Here is a 15,540-nt window from a genome sequence, read left to right on the forward strand (position 1 = left end):
ATTTCGATTCATTTCTCGGCTAATTGTAGAAGGGTTCCTTCGAAGTTGACGGGCAATCTCTCTTATCGTGTATCCTTCCTTTCAATAGTTATCTCGCAATTACAATTTTACAAGGAAATCATCTATGAGTCTTTTTTGTGTTGCACTTAAAGTGTAAATCCGCCGATCAAAAAGAGCAGCAAAACACGCTGCTCCAAATTATTTTGTCGATTCTCGTTGAATGAGCTTCGTTCCCAGCATAATTTTTCTGGGGACCGGCGAAAATTCTTTTGCTAAATCCAGAATCGTTGAGACCGCTAATCCCCCCATCCATTCAGTTTCGACTTTAATCGTCGTTAAGGCCGGTGATACATATTTTGCTACACTGACATCATTGAATCCGATCACCGAGATGTCTTCTGGAATTCGTAACCCTGCTGATTGAATTGCCTGCATCGCACCTACAGCCAGCGCATCACTCGACGCGAACAAAGCATTGGGCAGTTCCTGCGTTTTCGATAGGAAATCAGCCATTGCTTTCTTTCCAGCTTCCATTGAAAAAGCTGCCGTCAATGTAAACTCCGGACGATATAGATTTATTTGTTTCATTTTAAGCTTAAAGGCCAATAGTCGCGGATCTTCAATAGGCTGAAAATTATGCTTGGTCTTTTCTTCTCCTGAAAGAATTCCGATCTTTTGATGTCCATGACGGATAAAATGATCAATTACAAGATCCACACTCTGATCAAAATCAACGACCATTGAATTTAATCCTAGACTCATTCCATCAAAATCAACAAAAAGCAAATTCTCATCGATTTCTTTTAACTGCCGAATCTGCTCCGCATCAAACTTGCCTAAAGCGATTGTTCCGCTAACTTGAATATCTGATAGCTCATTCAGCGTTTCACGGCGAACTTGGATATTCAGTTCTTCCGCCTTTTTCTCGATTCCTAAACGGATAGATAAATAGTATAGGTCAGCCAACTCTTCGGCTTCATCATACCATTGAACAAGACGGATCACTGCTTTCCCAATCTTATTAGCTCGTTTATGTTTGGTATAATTCAATTCTTCCGCTACTTCGAAGATGCGCTGCTTTGTCTCTTGAGCGACGGATAACTCTTGATCATAATTCAATACACGGGAAACTGTAGCAGGTGATACACCAGCTAGTTTTGCAATATCACGAATAGTTGCCATCGCTGCCCCTTTCTACAAAGTCTCGATAAATCGTGTGAACCCTTCTTGTCCCACAACATCACGTTTAAAAACACCAGCATCTTCCAATACGCGGGCAAAAACGGCCCCAACTGCTTTTTGAACGATCTCCGTCACATTTTCATGTGTGATTTGATTATTAGTTTTCAATTGATCCGCCCACTCAGCATGATAATCAGCAATGCTGTTGTCCTCATCCAATAAGTATTTTTCGACCTCTTTTAATTCAGATTCCAAACGTGGAGGCAAAACAGCCAGCCCCATTACTTCAATCAAACCGATATTTTCTTTCTTGATATGCTGCACATCAGGATGCGGATGGAAAATGCCGTCAGGAAATTTCTCTGAAACATTGTTGTCGCGTAAAACAAGATCCATTTCAAAAAGATCATCTTTTCGACGAGCAATTGGTGTGATTGTATGATGCTGTATACCATCTTCCGTTTCAGCAACGATTTGTAAATCTTTATCTGAATAAGTTTGCCATTTTTGAAAGATCATATTCGCTGCTTCAATTAAATCTTTTTGATTTTTTCCTTGCAGCCGAATTACAGACATCGGCCATTTGACTATACCGGCTTTAATATTTGGAAAAGCTTTTAACTCAAAGGTTCGCTCCATTTCAGCTATCGCCATTGGAAATGTGTGGCGTCCGCCTTGATAGTGATCGTGAGAAAGAATCGAACCACCGACAATCGGCAAATCAGCATTTGACCCGACAAAATAATGCGGCAGAACCTCCGTGATTTTTAATAGGCGCTGAAATGTTGCTTTGGTGATTTTCATTGGGCGATGCTCTTCTGATAAAATGATGCAGTGTTCATCATAATAAGCATACGGCGAATATTGAAAGCCCCAACTTTCCCCATCAAGATTCATCCGAATAATGCGATGGTTGGTCCTTGCCGGATAATTTAATCGACCCTTGTACCCTTCATTTTCCATACACAGCATACATTCGGGATAATCTACTTTTACCGCCTGACGTTCTGCAGCGATTTGTTTCGGATCCTTCTCTGGTTTTGACAGGTTGATTGTGATCTCTAACTCACCATATTCAGTTTCAGCGGGAAAAATGATATTGCGTGAAATTTCCCGTGTTTTGATATAATCATTGTCTTTGCTTAGCTTGAAAAAATAATCCGTTGCTTGCACTGGATCTTTAGAATAATATTGAGCAAAATAGGCATTAACTACTGATGGCGGAGGTGTCATCAAATCCATCAGCTGGGATTCTAACATATCTTTTTCTGCTTGCAGATCAGTAATTACTTTATTTTTTTCTGCCTGAATTAAAAGCAGGTCCACTAAATCTACCGCACTTTCAGTGACTCTTCGGATTTCTGCCTGTGTTAGAGAATTCTCTCCAATCATAGCGATAACTCGATTTTCTAAATACAGACGATCCATTTCCATCCAACCGCCTGATTGGATCGCTAAGGTAATAAAATCTCTGATTGTTTGACTAACTGACACATTTTCTCCCCCTAGTCTTCATATCCATGTGGATGACTAACATGCCAGTTCCACGCTGTTTCAATGATTGCTTTAATATCCGTATATTCTGGATTCCAGCCTAACGTTTCTTTGACTTTTTCACTGGAAGCGACTAAGCGGCTTGGATCCCCTGCACGACGCGGACCAATCTCAGCTGCAATCTCCTTACCAGTTACTTCACGAGCTGCATCTAACATTTCTTTAACGGAGTAGCCATTATTTGATCCTAGATTAAAGAAGTTGCTGGGATTTCCAGCCTTTAAATATTCTAAAGCAAGAATATGGGCAGCAGCCAAATCTTCTACTTGTACATAATCGCGAATACATGTGCCGTCAGGTGTATCATAATCTTCACCGAAAATCGTCAAGTGATCTCTTTGTCCTAAAGCAACTTGTAAAATGATTGGCACTAAATGCGTTTCAGGATCATGGTCTTCACCGATACTTGCATCTCTTTTTGCACCAGCAACATTAAAGTAGCGTAAAGCCACATAACGCATGCCATAAGCATTGTCACACCACTTCATCATTTTTTCCATCATTAATTTGCTTTCACCGTAAGGATTGGTCGGATTAGTTGCAACTTCTTCTGTGATAGGCGAGACACCAGGTTCGCCATAAGTCGCTGCTGTTGAAGAAAAGACGATATTTTTCACACCAAACTCTTCCATAACTTCTAATAAGCTTTCCATTCCGACGACATTATTATTGAAATATTTTAAGGGCTTCTCTACTGATTCCCCAACTAATGAACTAGCTGCAAAATGCACAACTCCGTCGATAGTTTCTTTTTTGAAGACATCTGTCATAAAAGCCTTATCACGACAATCTCCTTCGTAAAATCTTGCATCTGGATGGACAGCCTTGCGATGTCCTGTTAATAAATTGTCAATCACGACTACATCATAATTTTGAGAAACTAGTTTATCGACTGTATGAGAACCAATGTATCCTGCCCCGCCTAGAACTAAAATTGCCATTTGATCTACTCCTGTCATCTCTATTTTATTTAGTAAACAAATTATAGTTTGTTTACTAAATAAATGCAAGACCCTTTTGCATTCATTAAACTTTTCATTTTTGAAGTTTTGCTTCATAATGAATGTAAGACGAAGTAATTAGTTTACAGCTCGTAAACAAAAACATAATTTTCATTGGAAATTATGTTGCTGAGAAAGGAGTGATGAAACGATGCGTAAATTTGCCTCAGGATTCGTTACTGGTACTTTAACTGCAGCAGCAGTAGTAGCTGGAGTTGTGATGGGTGTTAAGAAAAAAGTAATCGATCCTATCGAAGAAAAAGAATCAAAAATCGATGAAAATCGTAAAAAAGCTCGCAGAAAAAGAATCGCACGATAAAAAAGAAAGCCGCTTGGCTTTCTTTTTTATCTATAAATTGAGTTGACGATCTGATTAGCTAAGTAAAAGACACGATCGTTGCTTTTTGGTCGTGGTGAAGCAGCATTCAGCCAATCCAATCCTTCAAGAGGTATCCCATAACAATAGATATGTGGCAACACAGTACCATTTTTATCAATCACTTGATGCGTTTTACGAGCTACTTGGATTGCTCCTGTGGCATGCTTACTACCGTCAAACGTTAAGCTATGAGCGGATAGATAGCCTTTTCCCCGCATTTTCAACAACAGAGAATTTTTCGTCCGCTCCAGGCTAGTCGCAGGTAAACGAGCTTCAATCAAATTTTTTCCTTTAAAAGAACGGTTTGGATTCTTTTTACTATAAGCCAAAAATGATCCATTTGTTCTTTCAATCACCATTTCAGGTGCCAGAAATTCAATAACTCCCGCCTCTGCTAACGCCAATAATTGTTTTTGCCGAATCACTGGTGCCCCGATCGTTAGAAAACTATAGTTTCGATTAAACGTCCCAAAGAAATCTTCAAAATATTCTTTTGGTGTAAATTTTTCTTGATCCAGCATAAAATTAAACGGGGCCTGCAACTCTTTATACGTATCGATTGCCGCAGCGATTGCACCTGTTTGATTCCCTAATTCAGCTTCAGCTATATCTTTTTTCAGATAATTTTGAATGAAATCAGGAAACTCTTCTGGAGAAACGTTATTCGCCGGATCTAAAAGTGCTAGCCAATCTAAACGATTCTCGGCAGAAATTTGATAGTCGTTCAAAACTTTTTCTCGGTCGTATTTGCGATAATCTTGTAAAAATTTTTCTAAATCAAGCTCTGAATGCGCCAATTTCTTCTGATAGAAAACCAGTTCAGCTTCTTTTTTTAATAAATCAAATAGTTCCTCTGCACTGCCTTGAAACTGTTCCATAAATTCTTGTGTTAAAATTTGCGGTTGAGCCTCTTCTCCAGGATTTTTCTGATTATTTGGTCGTGCATGATACGGCAGACCTCTTCCAGAACCAACAATCAAAAGCGGTTCTTTTCCAGAAGGCTCATAAACTAAGCAATTCTCTTCTTCAGAAAACTTACCACCCCATTTAGCAACAAACAACGCAATGTAATCAAAGAAGCTCAACCCCAAACCGCGGAGAATCACAGTATCTCCCTCAACTAAATGATCCAGCTGAGTGTCAGAAGGATTCCCGGGTCCTTGATAAAAAAGCTTATGCGCTTCTGCATACTCTTGATTTTCCATTTCAGCTTTACTCAAATAATTGGCAGAGTGACCCGTCGCTAAAATGACATCATCTACTTGATAGCTTCTTGAAGCTTGAATCAAAATGGCCGTTTCTGTCATAGTTAGATCAATGACTTTTTCTTTGATTAAATCAACAGTAACATTCTCTGGCAAAGCTCTTAACAACTCATCGAAAAACCAACTTTGGTAAACGCCATAATAACGCCGCTGGCAATAATCATTTTTTTCAAGTTTGGTCTCCGCTGAAAAAACTTCTTCATAGTTTAAAGAAGTCAAATATTTTGGTGCTTCCGCTCGACTCCATTCGGCTAGATTCGGACCTTCATCTTCGGAAAATAGTGTCACATGCTGCATGACAGTGTTCATAATGACTTGATCGCTTTGATCTTCACGCCAAACATTTCCACCTGGGCCATCAGGGTCAAATAGCAAGACTTCAACTTGCTCATTTATTGGAGTTTGTTTAATTAGCCGATCCAAGGCGATCAATCCATACGGCCCTGCTCCAATAATTGCAATTCTTTTCATACACATTCCTCATTTTTGATAGATTCGTCTCTTTTCGTTTCTTTAAGAGTAGAGAAAAATCGTAGAATAAGCAATAAAAAAAAGCTTCTGATGCTCAATCCACCAGAAACTCAAAAAATTATTATAATACCCAGCGTTCAAAAGCTTCTTTCACACCGTCTTCTAAATTCGTTGCCACGGTATGATCAGCGGCTGACTTAACTGTTTCGCTGGCATTTCCCATTGCTACGCCAGTACCTGCAAATTCGATCATTGATAGATCATTCTCTGCATCACCGATCGCCATTACTTCAGATTGTTGAATCCCTAGATGCTCACTCAATTCTTTCAATGCTAAGCCTTTGCTGGCGTTCGAATTTAGCACTTCAAGGAAAAACGGTGTACTACGGACAATCGTATATTTTTCGAAATACTCTGCTGGAATTTTCTTGAAGGCCTCTCCTAAAATTTCCGGATCATCAATCATCATCATCTTAACCGGCGACACATTCGCAGCAATTTCTTCTGGAGTTCGATAGTGTAATGGCATATTAACTAAATAAGATTCTAAAATTGTATACGGACTGATATCACGATTAGCAGTATACATAGCCTTTTTATCTGCAATGTGTAAATGAACATCAAGCAAACGAGCCAAATAATCTATCTCTAAATAATCGGCTCTCGTTAAACTATGTTCTGCTACAATATCCCAAGTTTTTGTATTCAAGACTAACGCACCATTATAAGTAATGATATAATCATCTTCATTATCTAAACCAAGAACTTCTAATTGTGCCTTAGTTCCAGATAATGGCCGACCCGTGGAAAGAACCACATATACTCCTGCTTTACGCGCCTTCTTAATACAATCAACGACTGGTTGATTAATTTCATGATGATCATTCAACAATGTTCCATCTAAATCGATGGCAACTAACTTTATACTCATATAATTCTCCTAATTCTTCTTTTTTTACTATCAACTAAACCTTTTGATTAGACGATAACTGAATTTTACTCATTCAATTCTAGTTTCAAATCGGCAAAGTTCTATAGCACTCTATAAAAAGTTTACAGATTTCATAATAAGCGTAATTCATTATTCCGTCAATTCTGCTAAATATTCACTCTAACTTATAAACCCACTAATACTTAATACTGAACCGAAAATAGAAAAAAACGGCCAGACATTTATCCAGCCGTTAAAAACTAATCGATTTTTTTCTGTTTAATTTTCCCAGTCCATTCTTGCATACCGCCTTTAAGAATGAATAAGTCCGTATAGCCTTTTTTACGCAACATATTTGCTGCTCGGGCACTAACTGCCTTATTCTGATCATAAATATAAATCGGTTGGTCTTTTCGCAAAGAGCTGAATGTTTCTTTCAACATACTATAGGGGAAACTACGTGCTCCCAAAATATGTTTTGCATTGAATTCATCCCGTTCACGAACATCAATGACCTGTGCTTTACGCATCCCAGCTTGAAACTCCTCTTGAGAAATGGTTTTTGCAGAACGTCTCATCATGATCCGAACCACTAACTCATAAAGAGCATACAGAGCGATTACCGAAATTAGTACAATATTAATTTTCCACCAAATTGACATGAATTGATTCCTCTCTTACCCTTAATCTATTTAGCCAATGAAGCCGCGCCGATCACGCCTGCTTCATTTCCTAACTCTGCTAATTTAATTTTAGTACTTTCCCGTACTTGTGGGAAAGTAAACTCTTTGAAATAGCTTTCGACACGACTGCGTAAAAACTCGCCAGCAGCAGATACGCCGCCACCTATAATAATTGTTGACGGGTTCAACGTATTTCCGATATTTCCGCAAGCTAAACCTAAATAGAAAGTTACTTTGTCAACGACCATTAATGCTAAATCATCGCCTTCACCTTCCGCTAATTCAAAAACGTCTTTACTTGTGATGTCTTCACCATTATCCAAACGTGCTTTTAGTTTTGAACCGCCCGCATATTCTTCTGCTAGTTGACGAGCCACTCGAACAATCCCCGTTGCACTAGCGACAGTTTCTAAACAACCGCGTTTGCCGCAAGTACATTCAAAGCCATTTGGGTCGACCGTCACGTGCCCGACTTCACCGGCGCAACCAGCGATTCCATGAAGCAATTGCCCGTTCATCACGATTCCTCCGCCAACACCCGTTCCTAAAGTCATAAAGACTACATCCGGCTCATTGTCGCCAGCACCTTTCCAGCGTTCGCCTAAAGCAGCGACATTGGCATCGTTATCGATACTAAACTTGATCTTCGTTCCTTTTTCAATCTCGCTTTTAACTTGTTGCAATGTCGTCCAATTCAAATTATACGCTCCAATAACTGTTCCAGCTTCAATATCGACACTTCCTGGAGTTCCCATGCCGATCCCGATGAATTGTTCTGGCGTCATATTATATAGAGACAAATGGTGATTGATCGAAGTAATGATATCTGGCACAATATGTGAACCATCGTCTAAAATATTCGTCTCAATACTCCATTTTTGTTGAATTTCACCTGCTTCAGTCAAAATAGCAAATTTCACGGTCGTCCCGCCTAAATCAATACCTAGTAATTTTTTATCCATTCTAGTCACCTTCTCGACTTTCTTCAATGTGATGTTCCCGTTTTAAAATGTGCCATCCTTGCATATAAGTGTCTCGTTCGATCACGCGACTTTCATATAAATTTTTCAACTCAATCTGCATCAATTCGATATCATAGATCCGCTTTCCAACGTAAACATAAATACCAAACTGCTTCAGCAACTGCTGCACATCATACAAACTTTCCATCAAACCACATCCCTAGTATTATACAGAAAATTTTTTCTTTTTTATAGCCTAATTTTTATTTCCTAGTTTATTTTTTCAAAGCTATCTAGTCCATATTACATTTTATAGTATTGTCGCAACAGTCGCAAATTGAATAGGTCTTATTCGTTCAGTAAATCAACTAATTTCAAGATCGTCTTCCAGTTACGCGCGGTTAATTCATCAGATAGTCTGTTTAATTGAGAAGTCAATTTTGAAAGTCGAATGCTTTTTTCCGTAAGATAATAAATATTTTTTGATCTCACAACTGCTCGCTCTCCTGCATAAGATAGCTCCTGTTCTGCTATTTCTTTTCCAGAAAAATAAACGTAAAGATGTGCTATTTGAGAATCACTACTTTCTACTTCAGCAAGCTCTTCAACTGTAAATGGCAGACTTTGAACCATTGACAGCATTTCTGATTTTGTTCGGTAAATGATCGGTACCGAAAAATCAAATTTCTTAACAAAAGCATCTGTCACTAACTTAGAGAGTTCATTTAACTCTTTGTCGCTTGTAAAAAGAAGATTCCCACTTTGAATATAACTGCGGACATTCACGAAACCGAGTTCTGTAAAAAGTTCTCTTAACTCTTTCATCTTAACTATATTTTTCCCACCAACATTTATTCCACGAAAGAGCGCTAGATATCGCATCGTTTAAATCCCTCATTCCAAAAAAAGGCGGACAGTTTCGTCCGCAGCTATTGATACATACTAAATTTTCTTAACCCAAAAAAGACAAAAAGCACGATCGCAAAAATAAAAAATAGAGCAGCAGTAACTCGTGCACGTGTAGAAAAGCGATCTTGGGAATAAGGAACAGCTAATGCCCAGCCTGACAAGGCTCCTCCTATGATACCGCCTAAATGCCCCCAAATATCAATCGTTGAATCAAACAGCCCGAAAGCTAGATTCATTAAGATGAACAATGCAAATTGTCTGGTCAGCGCTTGAATCGCTCCGTTATCACGATAATGAAGGCCTACTACTAAAAAAGCACCGAATAAACCAAAGATTGCCGTGCTGGCTCCACCAGATAAAGTAGTTGGTTGATTAAAAGCAAAACTTGCAAAATTTCCCATTATGCCACTCAATAAGTAAATAATCGCAAAGCGCCAGTGTCCAAAAATTGCTTCACACTGCTGTCCCATGTAATAAAGAACAACGCCATTTAATGCAAAATGCATCAGGCCAAAATGAATGAACATGGGTGTAATGAAACGCCAATACTGATGCTGCCAAATAACCGACGGCGAGAACATCCCTAATTGATTTTCAATTGATAACCCTGGTAATAAATATTGCATCAAGAAAACAATTGTATTAATTGCAAAAAGTGTATACATTACATACGGTTTATCTTTTCTCATATATCTACCTCTCTCATCTTTGATTTCTCTTAGAAAACAGGCTCAGCCTAAGACAGAAATAATTGCTGGACCGGTTGATCGAATTCTTCCTTCTGCCACTCTTCCATTAACTGTTCAGCAAAAACAAAGCTGCAGGTTCTTCCTTTAAAATTTGCTAAATAGCGGTCATAGTAGCCGCCGCCAAAACCAATGCGATAGCCCGCTCGATTAAAGACTAGACCGGGAACAATTAATAAGTCCAATTCATCTGACTCTGCTGCGGCTTCAATCGCTGGTTCTTCAACACCAAATTTTGTTGTATTAAAATCTGTTTCATGATCAATCCAATGAAAAACCATTTCACCTTTTGGTAGCGATTTAGGGACAGCGATCTTTTTCCCTTCCGCAAAAGCTCGTTGAATCAATGGTGTAGTTGGAAACTCGAATTTGGTTGCCATCGTCACACCAATAGTCTCCGATTCTCTCCACGCTTCACTCTGAAAAAACTTATCCAAAATAAGCTCAACTTGAACTTGTCTTTCTCCGTTATTAGCTAATTTTTGTAGTCGTGTAATTGCCAGCTGTCGAAGTTTTTCTTTCTCCATCCATTCACCTTCTTATCTAGAAATACTAACAAAATCGAAACAAAATAAAAAGGGGATTACTCCCCTTTAACAAAATCACTAGAAATTTGTCGAGCAATAGCCAAACCAGCGATTGCATTAAAGTGCAAATGATCCCCGCTATCAAAATTCGTCTTTAAATATCCTGATACTCCTTCTACGATGTCGGCAAAGTCCCATAGATCCACATAATTTTTAGCTAACCATTCGTTAATTTCCTTACGCAGTTTTTCTTTCGTTTCATTCATACCAGAGTTGCCCAGACAGGGTGTTAAGGTGCACATTTGATAAGCAATATTTTGTTTTTCACAAAATTGAGTTATTTTTTTGATCTCTGTTTGAAAACTCTTTAATGTTAGTTCATCATTAATCAAATCGTTTATACCAATCGATACGATCACTTTCCTAACATTGCTGTGGCTGTTCAAACAATTTTCCAATCGCTGCAAAGCATTATAGCCATAAAAAAGGTTTTGCGGATCTTTACTAGCAGTGTCAGTAATCGATTTTAACAAACAGCTGCCATTAATACCTTGATTCACCAAATAAAGATTTTGTTTACGCAATTTTCTTTGCAATGGTGCAGTCCAAGTTGCACCCTCAGTTAGGGAGTCTCCCAATGCTACTATGCATTCTCCACCAGTCTCCGCCTCAATTGCCGTTAATCCTGAGCAAAAGCCCGTCTCCCTATTTTCAGCAAAAATATCAGCATCACTATAAGAAAAGCCGCTTTCACTTTCATCTGCCTGAAAAACAATCTGCCATTTTTTCGCTTCGGGATCAATAAAAATAGGAGCTGTTTTAAAGACCTCATTCGGCGCTATAGAAAAATCAGGAAGCATTTGACACTTGTCATTTGTTTTAAAAGATAAATTTTGAATCTGTTGCTCATGCGCGCCATATTCATTCGCAAATACCAAACGGATTTTCTCAACCGGAGCGATTTGCCGCAGCGTTAATTGAATCCGTCCTGCTGAGATACTGTGGTGAGCAATTCCTCTTTGCGCGTGGCTCCAGATCGTCGTCCAAGTCATCTAATCCCTCCTCATTTCTAATTACTTTTTCTCAACAACTGCAAAATAAAGTACGGTGCACCGATCAACGAGACAATAATTCCAGCAGCCATTTCACCACTAGGCAAAATTACTCTTGCTAAAACATCACTAAACAGTAATAAAATCCCACCGATCAAAGCAGTTATCACCAACGTTTGATTATTCTTACGCCCTGTTAATTGACGGGCAATGTGGGGGGCAATCAAACCGATGAAACTGATGCTTCCAGCAATCGAGACACTCACTGCTGCTAGACAAACTGCACAAATTAGAAAGAATAGCTGTGTTCGTTTTAGCTTCACACCTAATCCGACAGCCACGTCGTCGCCTAACTCCAAGACTTCCAGTGAACGCCCCCTCAATAAGACCAAAGGCAAGAGGCAGATAATCCATGGCAGTAACAATAAAACATGCTGCCAAGTCGTGCCCCAAATCGTTCCGGCAAGCCATGACGTCACGAATTGATAATTATCTTTAGAGACTCGAATGGTTCCCAGCAGTGTCAATGCCGAAATCCCTGCATTGACTGCAACGCCGGCTAAAAGCAATCGATTAGGGGTAATTCGTTCAGATTGCCGTCCAAAATAATAAACCATTCCCGTTGCAATAAAACTACCTGCACAGGCGATCAACGGTAAATACCAGCTGCTTTCTCCGGTAGCAAAAAAACCTAAATAAATCAAAACCGTCAATCCTGCGCCCGCATTGATCCCTAAAATTCCCGGATCAGCCAAATCATTATGAGTAATCGTTTGAAATAAGTACCCGGATACCGCTAAGCCCATTCCCGCTAAGATCGAAACAAGCAGACGCGGGAAACGAAAATCAAAGACAATCAATTGCTGACTGGTCGTAGCAGTATTCTGAAAAACTCGCAGCAGATCATTTATCGTCAATGGAATGGTCCCGACAGTTAAGCTAAGCAGCATTCCAATAATCAGTAAAAGAAGCAATATCAGCCAACCTATTTTTTTCCTCATAAGCTTCCCTTCCTAATTTGTAAAAGTAAAAATGGTACCCCAATGATCGTGATGATCACTCCAGCAGGTGTCTCTAAAGGCGGTGCGATCAGCCTTGAAGCAATATCAGCTACAACAAAAAATAAAGCTCCAAATATTCCAGAAGCTGGAATCACATAACGATAATCATATCCGACAAAAAAACGAACTACGTGAGGAACGATCAAACCGATGAAGCTAATCGTTCCAACTAAAGCCACTGAGCTGCCCGCCAATAACAAAACAAAGAACAGACTCAATTGACGGATTCGACTAGGATTTTTACCTAACGAAATTGCGGTATCATCACCTAAACTTAATAGAGTAATTTGTGGACTAATCAAACAAGAGCCTAAGATTCCAAGCAGGATCAGCGGAAAAATCGTTTGCAACTGTTGCCACGAAATATTAGCGGTACCGCCAACAAACCAAAAGGTCATATCCTGATTCAAATCAAAGATCAGACTGATACTTTGGCTGACAGCAGCAAAAAATGAACTTAACGCGGCCCCTAACAAGACGATTCGAACTGGCGATAAACTAAAGGACACTCTAGTCGAAATCAAATAAATCAATAAAATCGAAACTGATGCTCCGATGAATGAACCAATTACACCCATTGCTGGCGAAGGATTGGCATTTAATGCAAAGACCAATGCGAGACCTAATCCTGCGCCGGAATTGATTCCTAATAAACCAGAATCAGCGATGGGGTTTGATGTGATTCCCTGTATCAAGGCGCCAGATATGGCGAAGGACGCTCCGACTAAAACCGCACCAAGCATTCTTGGCAGCCGTAAATAGCGAACCAATTGTTCTCCCTGATTCGCAGGATCGAAGTTCAAGATCGCTTGAGAAACATCGGACCATTTACTCGTAACTGCCCCATATCTCAAAGACAAGATCATTGCTGCAGCAAGTAAAATCACAACAACAGGAAAAAAATATTTTCGTTTAGCCATCTCCTAATGCTCCTTTACTAAGTCATACGCAATAACTAAGGGTTTGTCGCTATTAGGCAAAGTGGCAAAAGTCGCTTGTATATCAAAAAGATTTAATAATTTCTCTGCTGTAAAAATTTCCTTCGGTGTTCCTTGAAAAACCAACTCACCTTTTTTCATTCCTAATAAATAATCGGAAAAACGCGAAGCATGATTTAAATCATGAATCGTCATCAAGATCGTTTTTCCTTGCCGATTGATTTCTTGCAGCAGCTCCAGGATTTCCAATTGATGGGCCGGATCTAAAAAAGTAATCGGTTCATCTAAAATTAAAATATCCGTATCCTGTGCTAAAGCCATCGCTATCCACACACGCTGCTGCTGTCCACCAGATAAGGTGGTCAAATTACGATTCTTTAAGTCTTGCAGATTCGTAGCCTCTAAAGCCCAGTTGATTAATTGATGATCTTGTTCTTTTAATCCTGAAAAACCTTTTTGATAAGGAAATCTGCCATAGGCTACGATTTCTTCAACAGATAATCCATTTATTTGATTGCTAGTTTGTGATAATGAGGCAATTTTTTGTGCAACTGTTTTAGTGTCTAATCGCTGAACATTTTCACCATCAATCAGAACCTCTCCCTTTGCCGGCTCAAGAATCCGAGCGAGGGCCTTTAGAAATGTTGATTTTCCACTACCGTTTGGACCAATCAAACTAGTGATCTGTCCTTTGGGAATTTCTACTGTGATGTCATTCACAACTATTTTTTTATCGTATCCGATTGAAAGATCAGTCGTATTTAATTTTGTCATAGATCTTCCTCATTTCTCTGATAATCGTTCTCAATTATGACCTTCTTTTTCATCACCGTCAACTGTCAATTAAAGAAAAATCCCTGTTGACACCCCTTGTGCTTTCGGTAATAATATCAATTGAGAACTTTTCTCAATTAAGCATGAAGGAGTTTTTTTATGTTCAAAAAAATAGTTTTAGGAACCGCTTCTCTGTTAGCGCTATTTAGCTTAGCTGCTTGTGGACAAAGCAGTGACAGTAAAGATACAAGTAACGATACTCGGACTTTGACTGATGCTCAAGATCACAAGGTCGAAATTCCTAAAAAACCAAAGCGGATCATCGCCTCATATTTAGAGGATTACCTAGTCGCTTTGGACGAAAAACCTGTTGCACAATGGACCGTTGGTGAAGGCAAGATTCAAAATTATCTACAAGATAAATTAAAAGGTATTCCAACAATTAATTATGACCTGCCATACGAAGATGTGCTGAAATTTGAACCTGATTTATTATTAATCGGCTCAAACGGCTCACTTGAAGGTGGAAAATACAAGGAATACACTAAAATTGCACCAACTTATGTCGTAAAAAACGGTGAAGATATTACGTGGCGTGAGCAATTAGAAGATATTGGAAAAGTTCTAGGGAAAGAAGATAAAGCCAAAGATGTCGAAAAGGATTATGACCAGCTAGTCGACAAAACAAAAACAGAGTTGAAAGATAAAATCGAAGGCAAATCTGCTGTTGTTTTGTGGGTGACAAATAATTCAGCCTTTATGGTGGCCGACACTCGTTCTAGCGGCCAGCTGCTTTATCAAGAATTAGGTTTTGACGTTCCCCAATTAACTAAAGATATCAGCAAAAAAGCAACCGCGGACTTCTCTCCAGTTTCATTAGAAAGTTTGTCCCAGTTGGACGCAGATTATATTTTCTTAGTTAACAGTGATTCTGGTGCTGCAATGTTTAAAGATCCGTTATGGAGTAATATCCCGGCGGTTAAAAATAATCACTTATATGAATTTGACGGTGAATCAAGCTGGTTATACAATGGACCAATCGCCTATACCAAAATGGTTGAAAGCATTCATGATGTTTTAAAATAAAAAATGCCGAGCTGATCGA

General features: G+C 39.1%; 17 protein-coding genes and 1 pseudogene. 2 read left to right on the forward strand and 16 right to left on the reverse strand.

Annotated elements, in window-relative coordinates; genetic code table 11:
* The 4 genes and pseudogenes from FFR60_RS23210 to galE all read right to left on the reverse strand — a co-directional run.
* A pseudogene (locus FFR60_RS23210) lies at positions 1-69 on the reverse strand (helix-turn-helix domain-containing protein); the annotation flags it as partial.
* Between the two features lie 129 nt (positions 70-198).
* Entirely contained in the window at positions 199-1,182 is a 984-nt protein-coding gene (locus tag FFR60_RS21050) for a LacI family DNA-binding transcriptional regulator (protein ID WP_137665693.1), read from the reverse strand.
* A gap of 12 nt (positions 1,183-1,194) precedes the next feature.
* The gene (gene galT / locus FFR60_RS21055) at positions 1,195-2,676 is read right to left on the reverse strand and encodes a UDP-glucose--hexose-1-phosphate uridylyltransferase (protein WP_137665694.1); all 1,482 of its coding nucleotides are present in this window, start codon (positions 2,674-2,676) and stop codon (positions 1,195-1,197) included.
* A gap of 11 nt (positions 2,677-2,687) precedes the next feature.
* Positions 2,688-3,677 carry a UDP-glucose 4-epimerase GalE gene (galE, locus tag FFR60_RS21060; protein WP_088932937.1) on the reverse strand — a complete coding sequence of 330 codons (990 nt, stop codon included), beginning with the start codon at positions 3,675-3,677 and terminating at the stop codon, positions 2,688-2,690.
* A 211-nt stretch (positions 3,678-3,888) separates the two neighbouring features.
* Between galE and FFR60_RS21065 the strand changes: the two genes are divergently transcribed.
* Positions 3,889-4,056 (forward strand): DUF3042 family protein, encoded by a 168-nt coding sequence (locus FFR60_RS21065; protein WP_088932938.1) that lies wholly within the window; start codon positions 3,889-3,891, stop codon positions 4,054-4,056.
* 26 nt (positions 4,057-4,082) lie between these two features.
* Here the strand turns inward: FFR60_RS21065 and FFR60_RS21070 are convergent, their stop codons facing one another.
* From FFR60_RS21070 to FFR60_RS21125, 12 genes are all read right to left on the reverse strand, one after another.
* Positions 4,083-5,852 carry an FAD/NAD(P)-binding protein gene (locus tag FFR60_RS21070; protein WP_137665695.1) on the reverse strand — a complete coding sequence of 590 codons (1,770 nt, stop codon included), beginning with the start codon at positions 5,850-5,852 and terminating at the stop codon, positions 4,083-4,085.
* A gap of 121 nt (positions 5,853-5,973) precedes the next feature.
* Complete coding sequence (yidA, locus tag FFR60_RS21075; protein WP_137665696.1) at positions 5,974-6,783, reverse strand: sugar-phosphatase; 810 nt, start codon at positions 6,781-6,783, stop codon at positions 5,974-5,976.
* Positions 6,784-7,043: 260 nt separating this feature from the next.
* A complete protein-coding gene (locus FFR60_RS21080) occupies positions 7,044-7,445 on the reverse strand; it encodes a rhodanese-like domain-containing protein (RefSeq protein ID WP_088932941.1) in 402 nt (133 codons plus the stop codon).
* A gap of 26 nt (positions 7,446-7,471) precedes the next feature.
* Positions 7,472-8,428, reverse strand: coding sequence for an ROK family glucokinase (locus FFR60_RS21085; protein WP_088932942.1), 957 nt, complete (start codon positions 8,426-8,428; stop codon positions 7,472-7,474).
* 1 nt (position 8,429) lies between these two features.
* Positions 8,430-8,636 (reverse strand): YqgQ family protein, encoded by a 207-nt coding sequence (locus FFR60_RS21090; protein WP_137665697.1) that lies wholly within the window; start codon positions 8,634-8,636, stop codon positions 8,430-8,432.
* Positions 8,637-8,776: 140 nt separating this feature from the next.
* Positions 8,777-9,310 (reverse strand): DUF1697 domain-containing protein, encoded by a 534-nt coding sequence (locus FFR60_RS23035; RefSeq protein WP_137665698.1) that lies wholly within the window; start codon positions 9,308-9,310, stop codon positions 8,777-8,779.
* Between the two features lie 47 nt (positions 9,311-9,357).
* Positions 9,358-10,026: a rhomboid family intramembrane serine protease gene (locus tag FFR60_RS21100; RefSeq protein ID WP_137665699.1), complete on the reverse strand. Its 669-nt coding sequence runs from the start codon at positions 10,024-10,026 to the stop codon at positions 9,358-9,360.
* A gap of 47 nt (positions 10,027-10,073) precedes the next feature.
* Positions 10,074-10,610: a 5-formyltetrahydrofolate cyclo-ligase gene (locus tag FFR60_RS21105; protein ID WP_137665700.1), complete on the reverse strand. Its 537-nt coding sequence runs from the start codon at positions 10,608-10,610 to the stop codon at positions 10,074-10,076.
* Positions 10,611-10,666: 56 nt separating this feature from the next.
* A complete protein-coding gene (locus FFR60_RS21110; protein WP_137665701.1) occupies positions 10,667-11,662 on the reverse strand; it encodes a GDSL-type esterase/lipase family protein in 996 nt (331 codons plus the stop codon).
* A 17-nt stretch (positions 11,663-11,679) separates the two neighbouring features.
* Complete coding sequence (locus FFR60_RS21115) at positions 11,680-12,663, reverse strand: FecCD family ABC transporter permease (RefSeq protein WP_137665702.1); 984 nt, start codon at positions 12,661-12,663, stop codon at positions 11,680-11,682.
* Positions 12,660-13,643, reverse strand: a complete 984-nt coding sequence (locus FFR60_RS21120) for a FecCD family ABC transporter permease (protein WP_088932949.1) — start codon at positions 13,641-13,643, stop codon at positions 12,660-12,662. Before FFR60_RS21120 ends, FFR60_RS21115 begins: the two co-directional genes overlap by 4 nt.
* Positions 13,644-13,646: 3 nt before the next feature.
* Positions 13,647-14,435, reverse strand: a complete 789-nt coding sequence (locus FFR60_RS21125; protein WP_137665703.1) for an ABC transporter ATP-binding protein — start codon at positions 14,433-14,435, stop codon at positions 13,647-13,649.
* A gap of 159 nt (positions 14,436-14,594) precedes the next feature.
* Here FFR60_RS21125 and FFR60_RS21130 point away from each other — a divergent pair, with 159 nt between their 5' ends.
* A complete protein-coding gene (locus FFR60_RS21130) occupies positions 14,595-15,521 on the forward strand; it encodes an ABC transporter substrate-binding protein (protein WP_137665704.1) in 927 nt (308 codons plus the stop codon).
* Positions 15,522-15,540 lie beyond the last annotated feature (19 nt).

It is taken from the genome of Enterococcus hulanensis (genome assembly GCF_005405485.1).
Lineage (GTDB): Bacteria > Bacillota > Bacilli > Lactobacillales > Enterococcaceae > Enterococcus_A > Enterococcus_A hulanensis.

Coding starts and splice junctions, on each gene's coding strand:
- FFR60_RS21120 (WP_088932949.1), bottom strand. CDS start 13,643: ATGGCTAAACGAAAATATTTTTTTCCTGTTGTTGTGATTTTACTTGCT.
- FFR60_RS21085 (WP_088932942.1), bottom strand. CDS start 8,428: ATGGATAAAAAATTACTAGGTATTGATTTAGGCGGGACGACCGTGAAA.
- FFR60_RS21125 (WP_137665703.1), bottom strand. CDS start 14,435: ATGACAAAATTAAATACGACTGATCTTTCAATCGGATACGATAAAAAA.
- FFR60_RS21105 (WP_137665700.1), bottom strand. CDS start 10,610: ATGGAGAAAGAAAAACTTCGACAGCTGGCAATTACACGACTACAAAAA.
- FFR60_RS21090 (WP_137665697.1), bottom strand. CDS start 8,636: ATGGAAAGTTTGTATGATGTGCAGCAGTTGCTGAAGCAGTTTGGTATT.
- FFR60_RS21100 (WP_137665699.1), bottom strand. CDS start 10,026: ATGAGAAAAGATAAACCGTATGTAATGTATACACTTTTTGCAATTAAT.
- FFR60_RS21115 (WP_137665702.1), bottom strand. CDS start 12,663: ATGAGGAAAAAAATAGGTTGGCTGATATTGCTTCTTTTACTGATTATT.
- FFR60_RS21080 (WP_088932941.1), bottom strand. CDS start 7,445: ATGTCAATTTGGTGGAAAATTAATATTGTACTAATTTCGGTAATCGCT.
- FFR60_RS21110 (WP_137665701.1), bottom strand. CDS start 11,662: ATGACTTGGACGACGATCTGGAGCCACGCGCAAAGAGGAATTGCTCAC.
- yidA (WP_137665696.1), bottom strand. CDS start 6,783: ATGAGTATAAAGTTAGTTGCCATCGATTTAGATGGAACATTGTTGAAT.
- FFR60_RS21130 (WP_137665704.1), top strand. CDS start 14,595: ATGTTCAAAAAAATAGTTTTAGGAACCGCTTCTCTGTTAGCGCTATTT.
- FFR60_RS21070 (WP_137665695.1), bottom strand. CDS start 5,852: ATGAAAAGAATTGCAATTATTGGAGCAGGGCCGTATGGATTGATCGCC.
- FFR60_RS21065 (WP_088932938.1), top strand. CDS start 3,889: ATGCGTAAATTTGCCTCAGGATTCGTTACTGGTACTTTAACTGCAGCA.
- FFR60_RS23035 (WP_137665698.1), bottom strand. CDS start 9,310: ATGCGATATCTAGCGCTCTTTCGTGGAATAAATGTTGGTGGGAAAAAT.
- FFR60_RS21050 (WP_137665693.1), bottom strand. CDS start 1,182: ATGGCAACTATTCGTGATATTGCAAAACTAGCTGGTGTATCACCTGCT.
- galE (WP_088932937.1), bottom strand. CDS start 3,677: ATGGCAATTTTAGTTCTAGGCGGGGCAGGATACATTGGTTCTCATACA.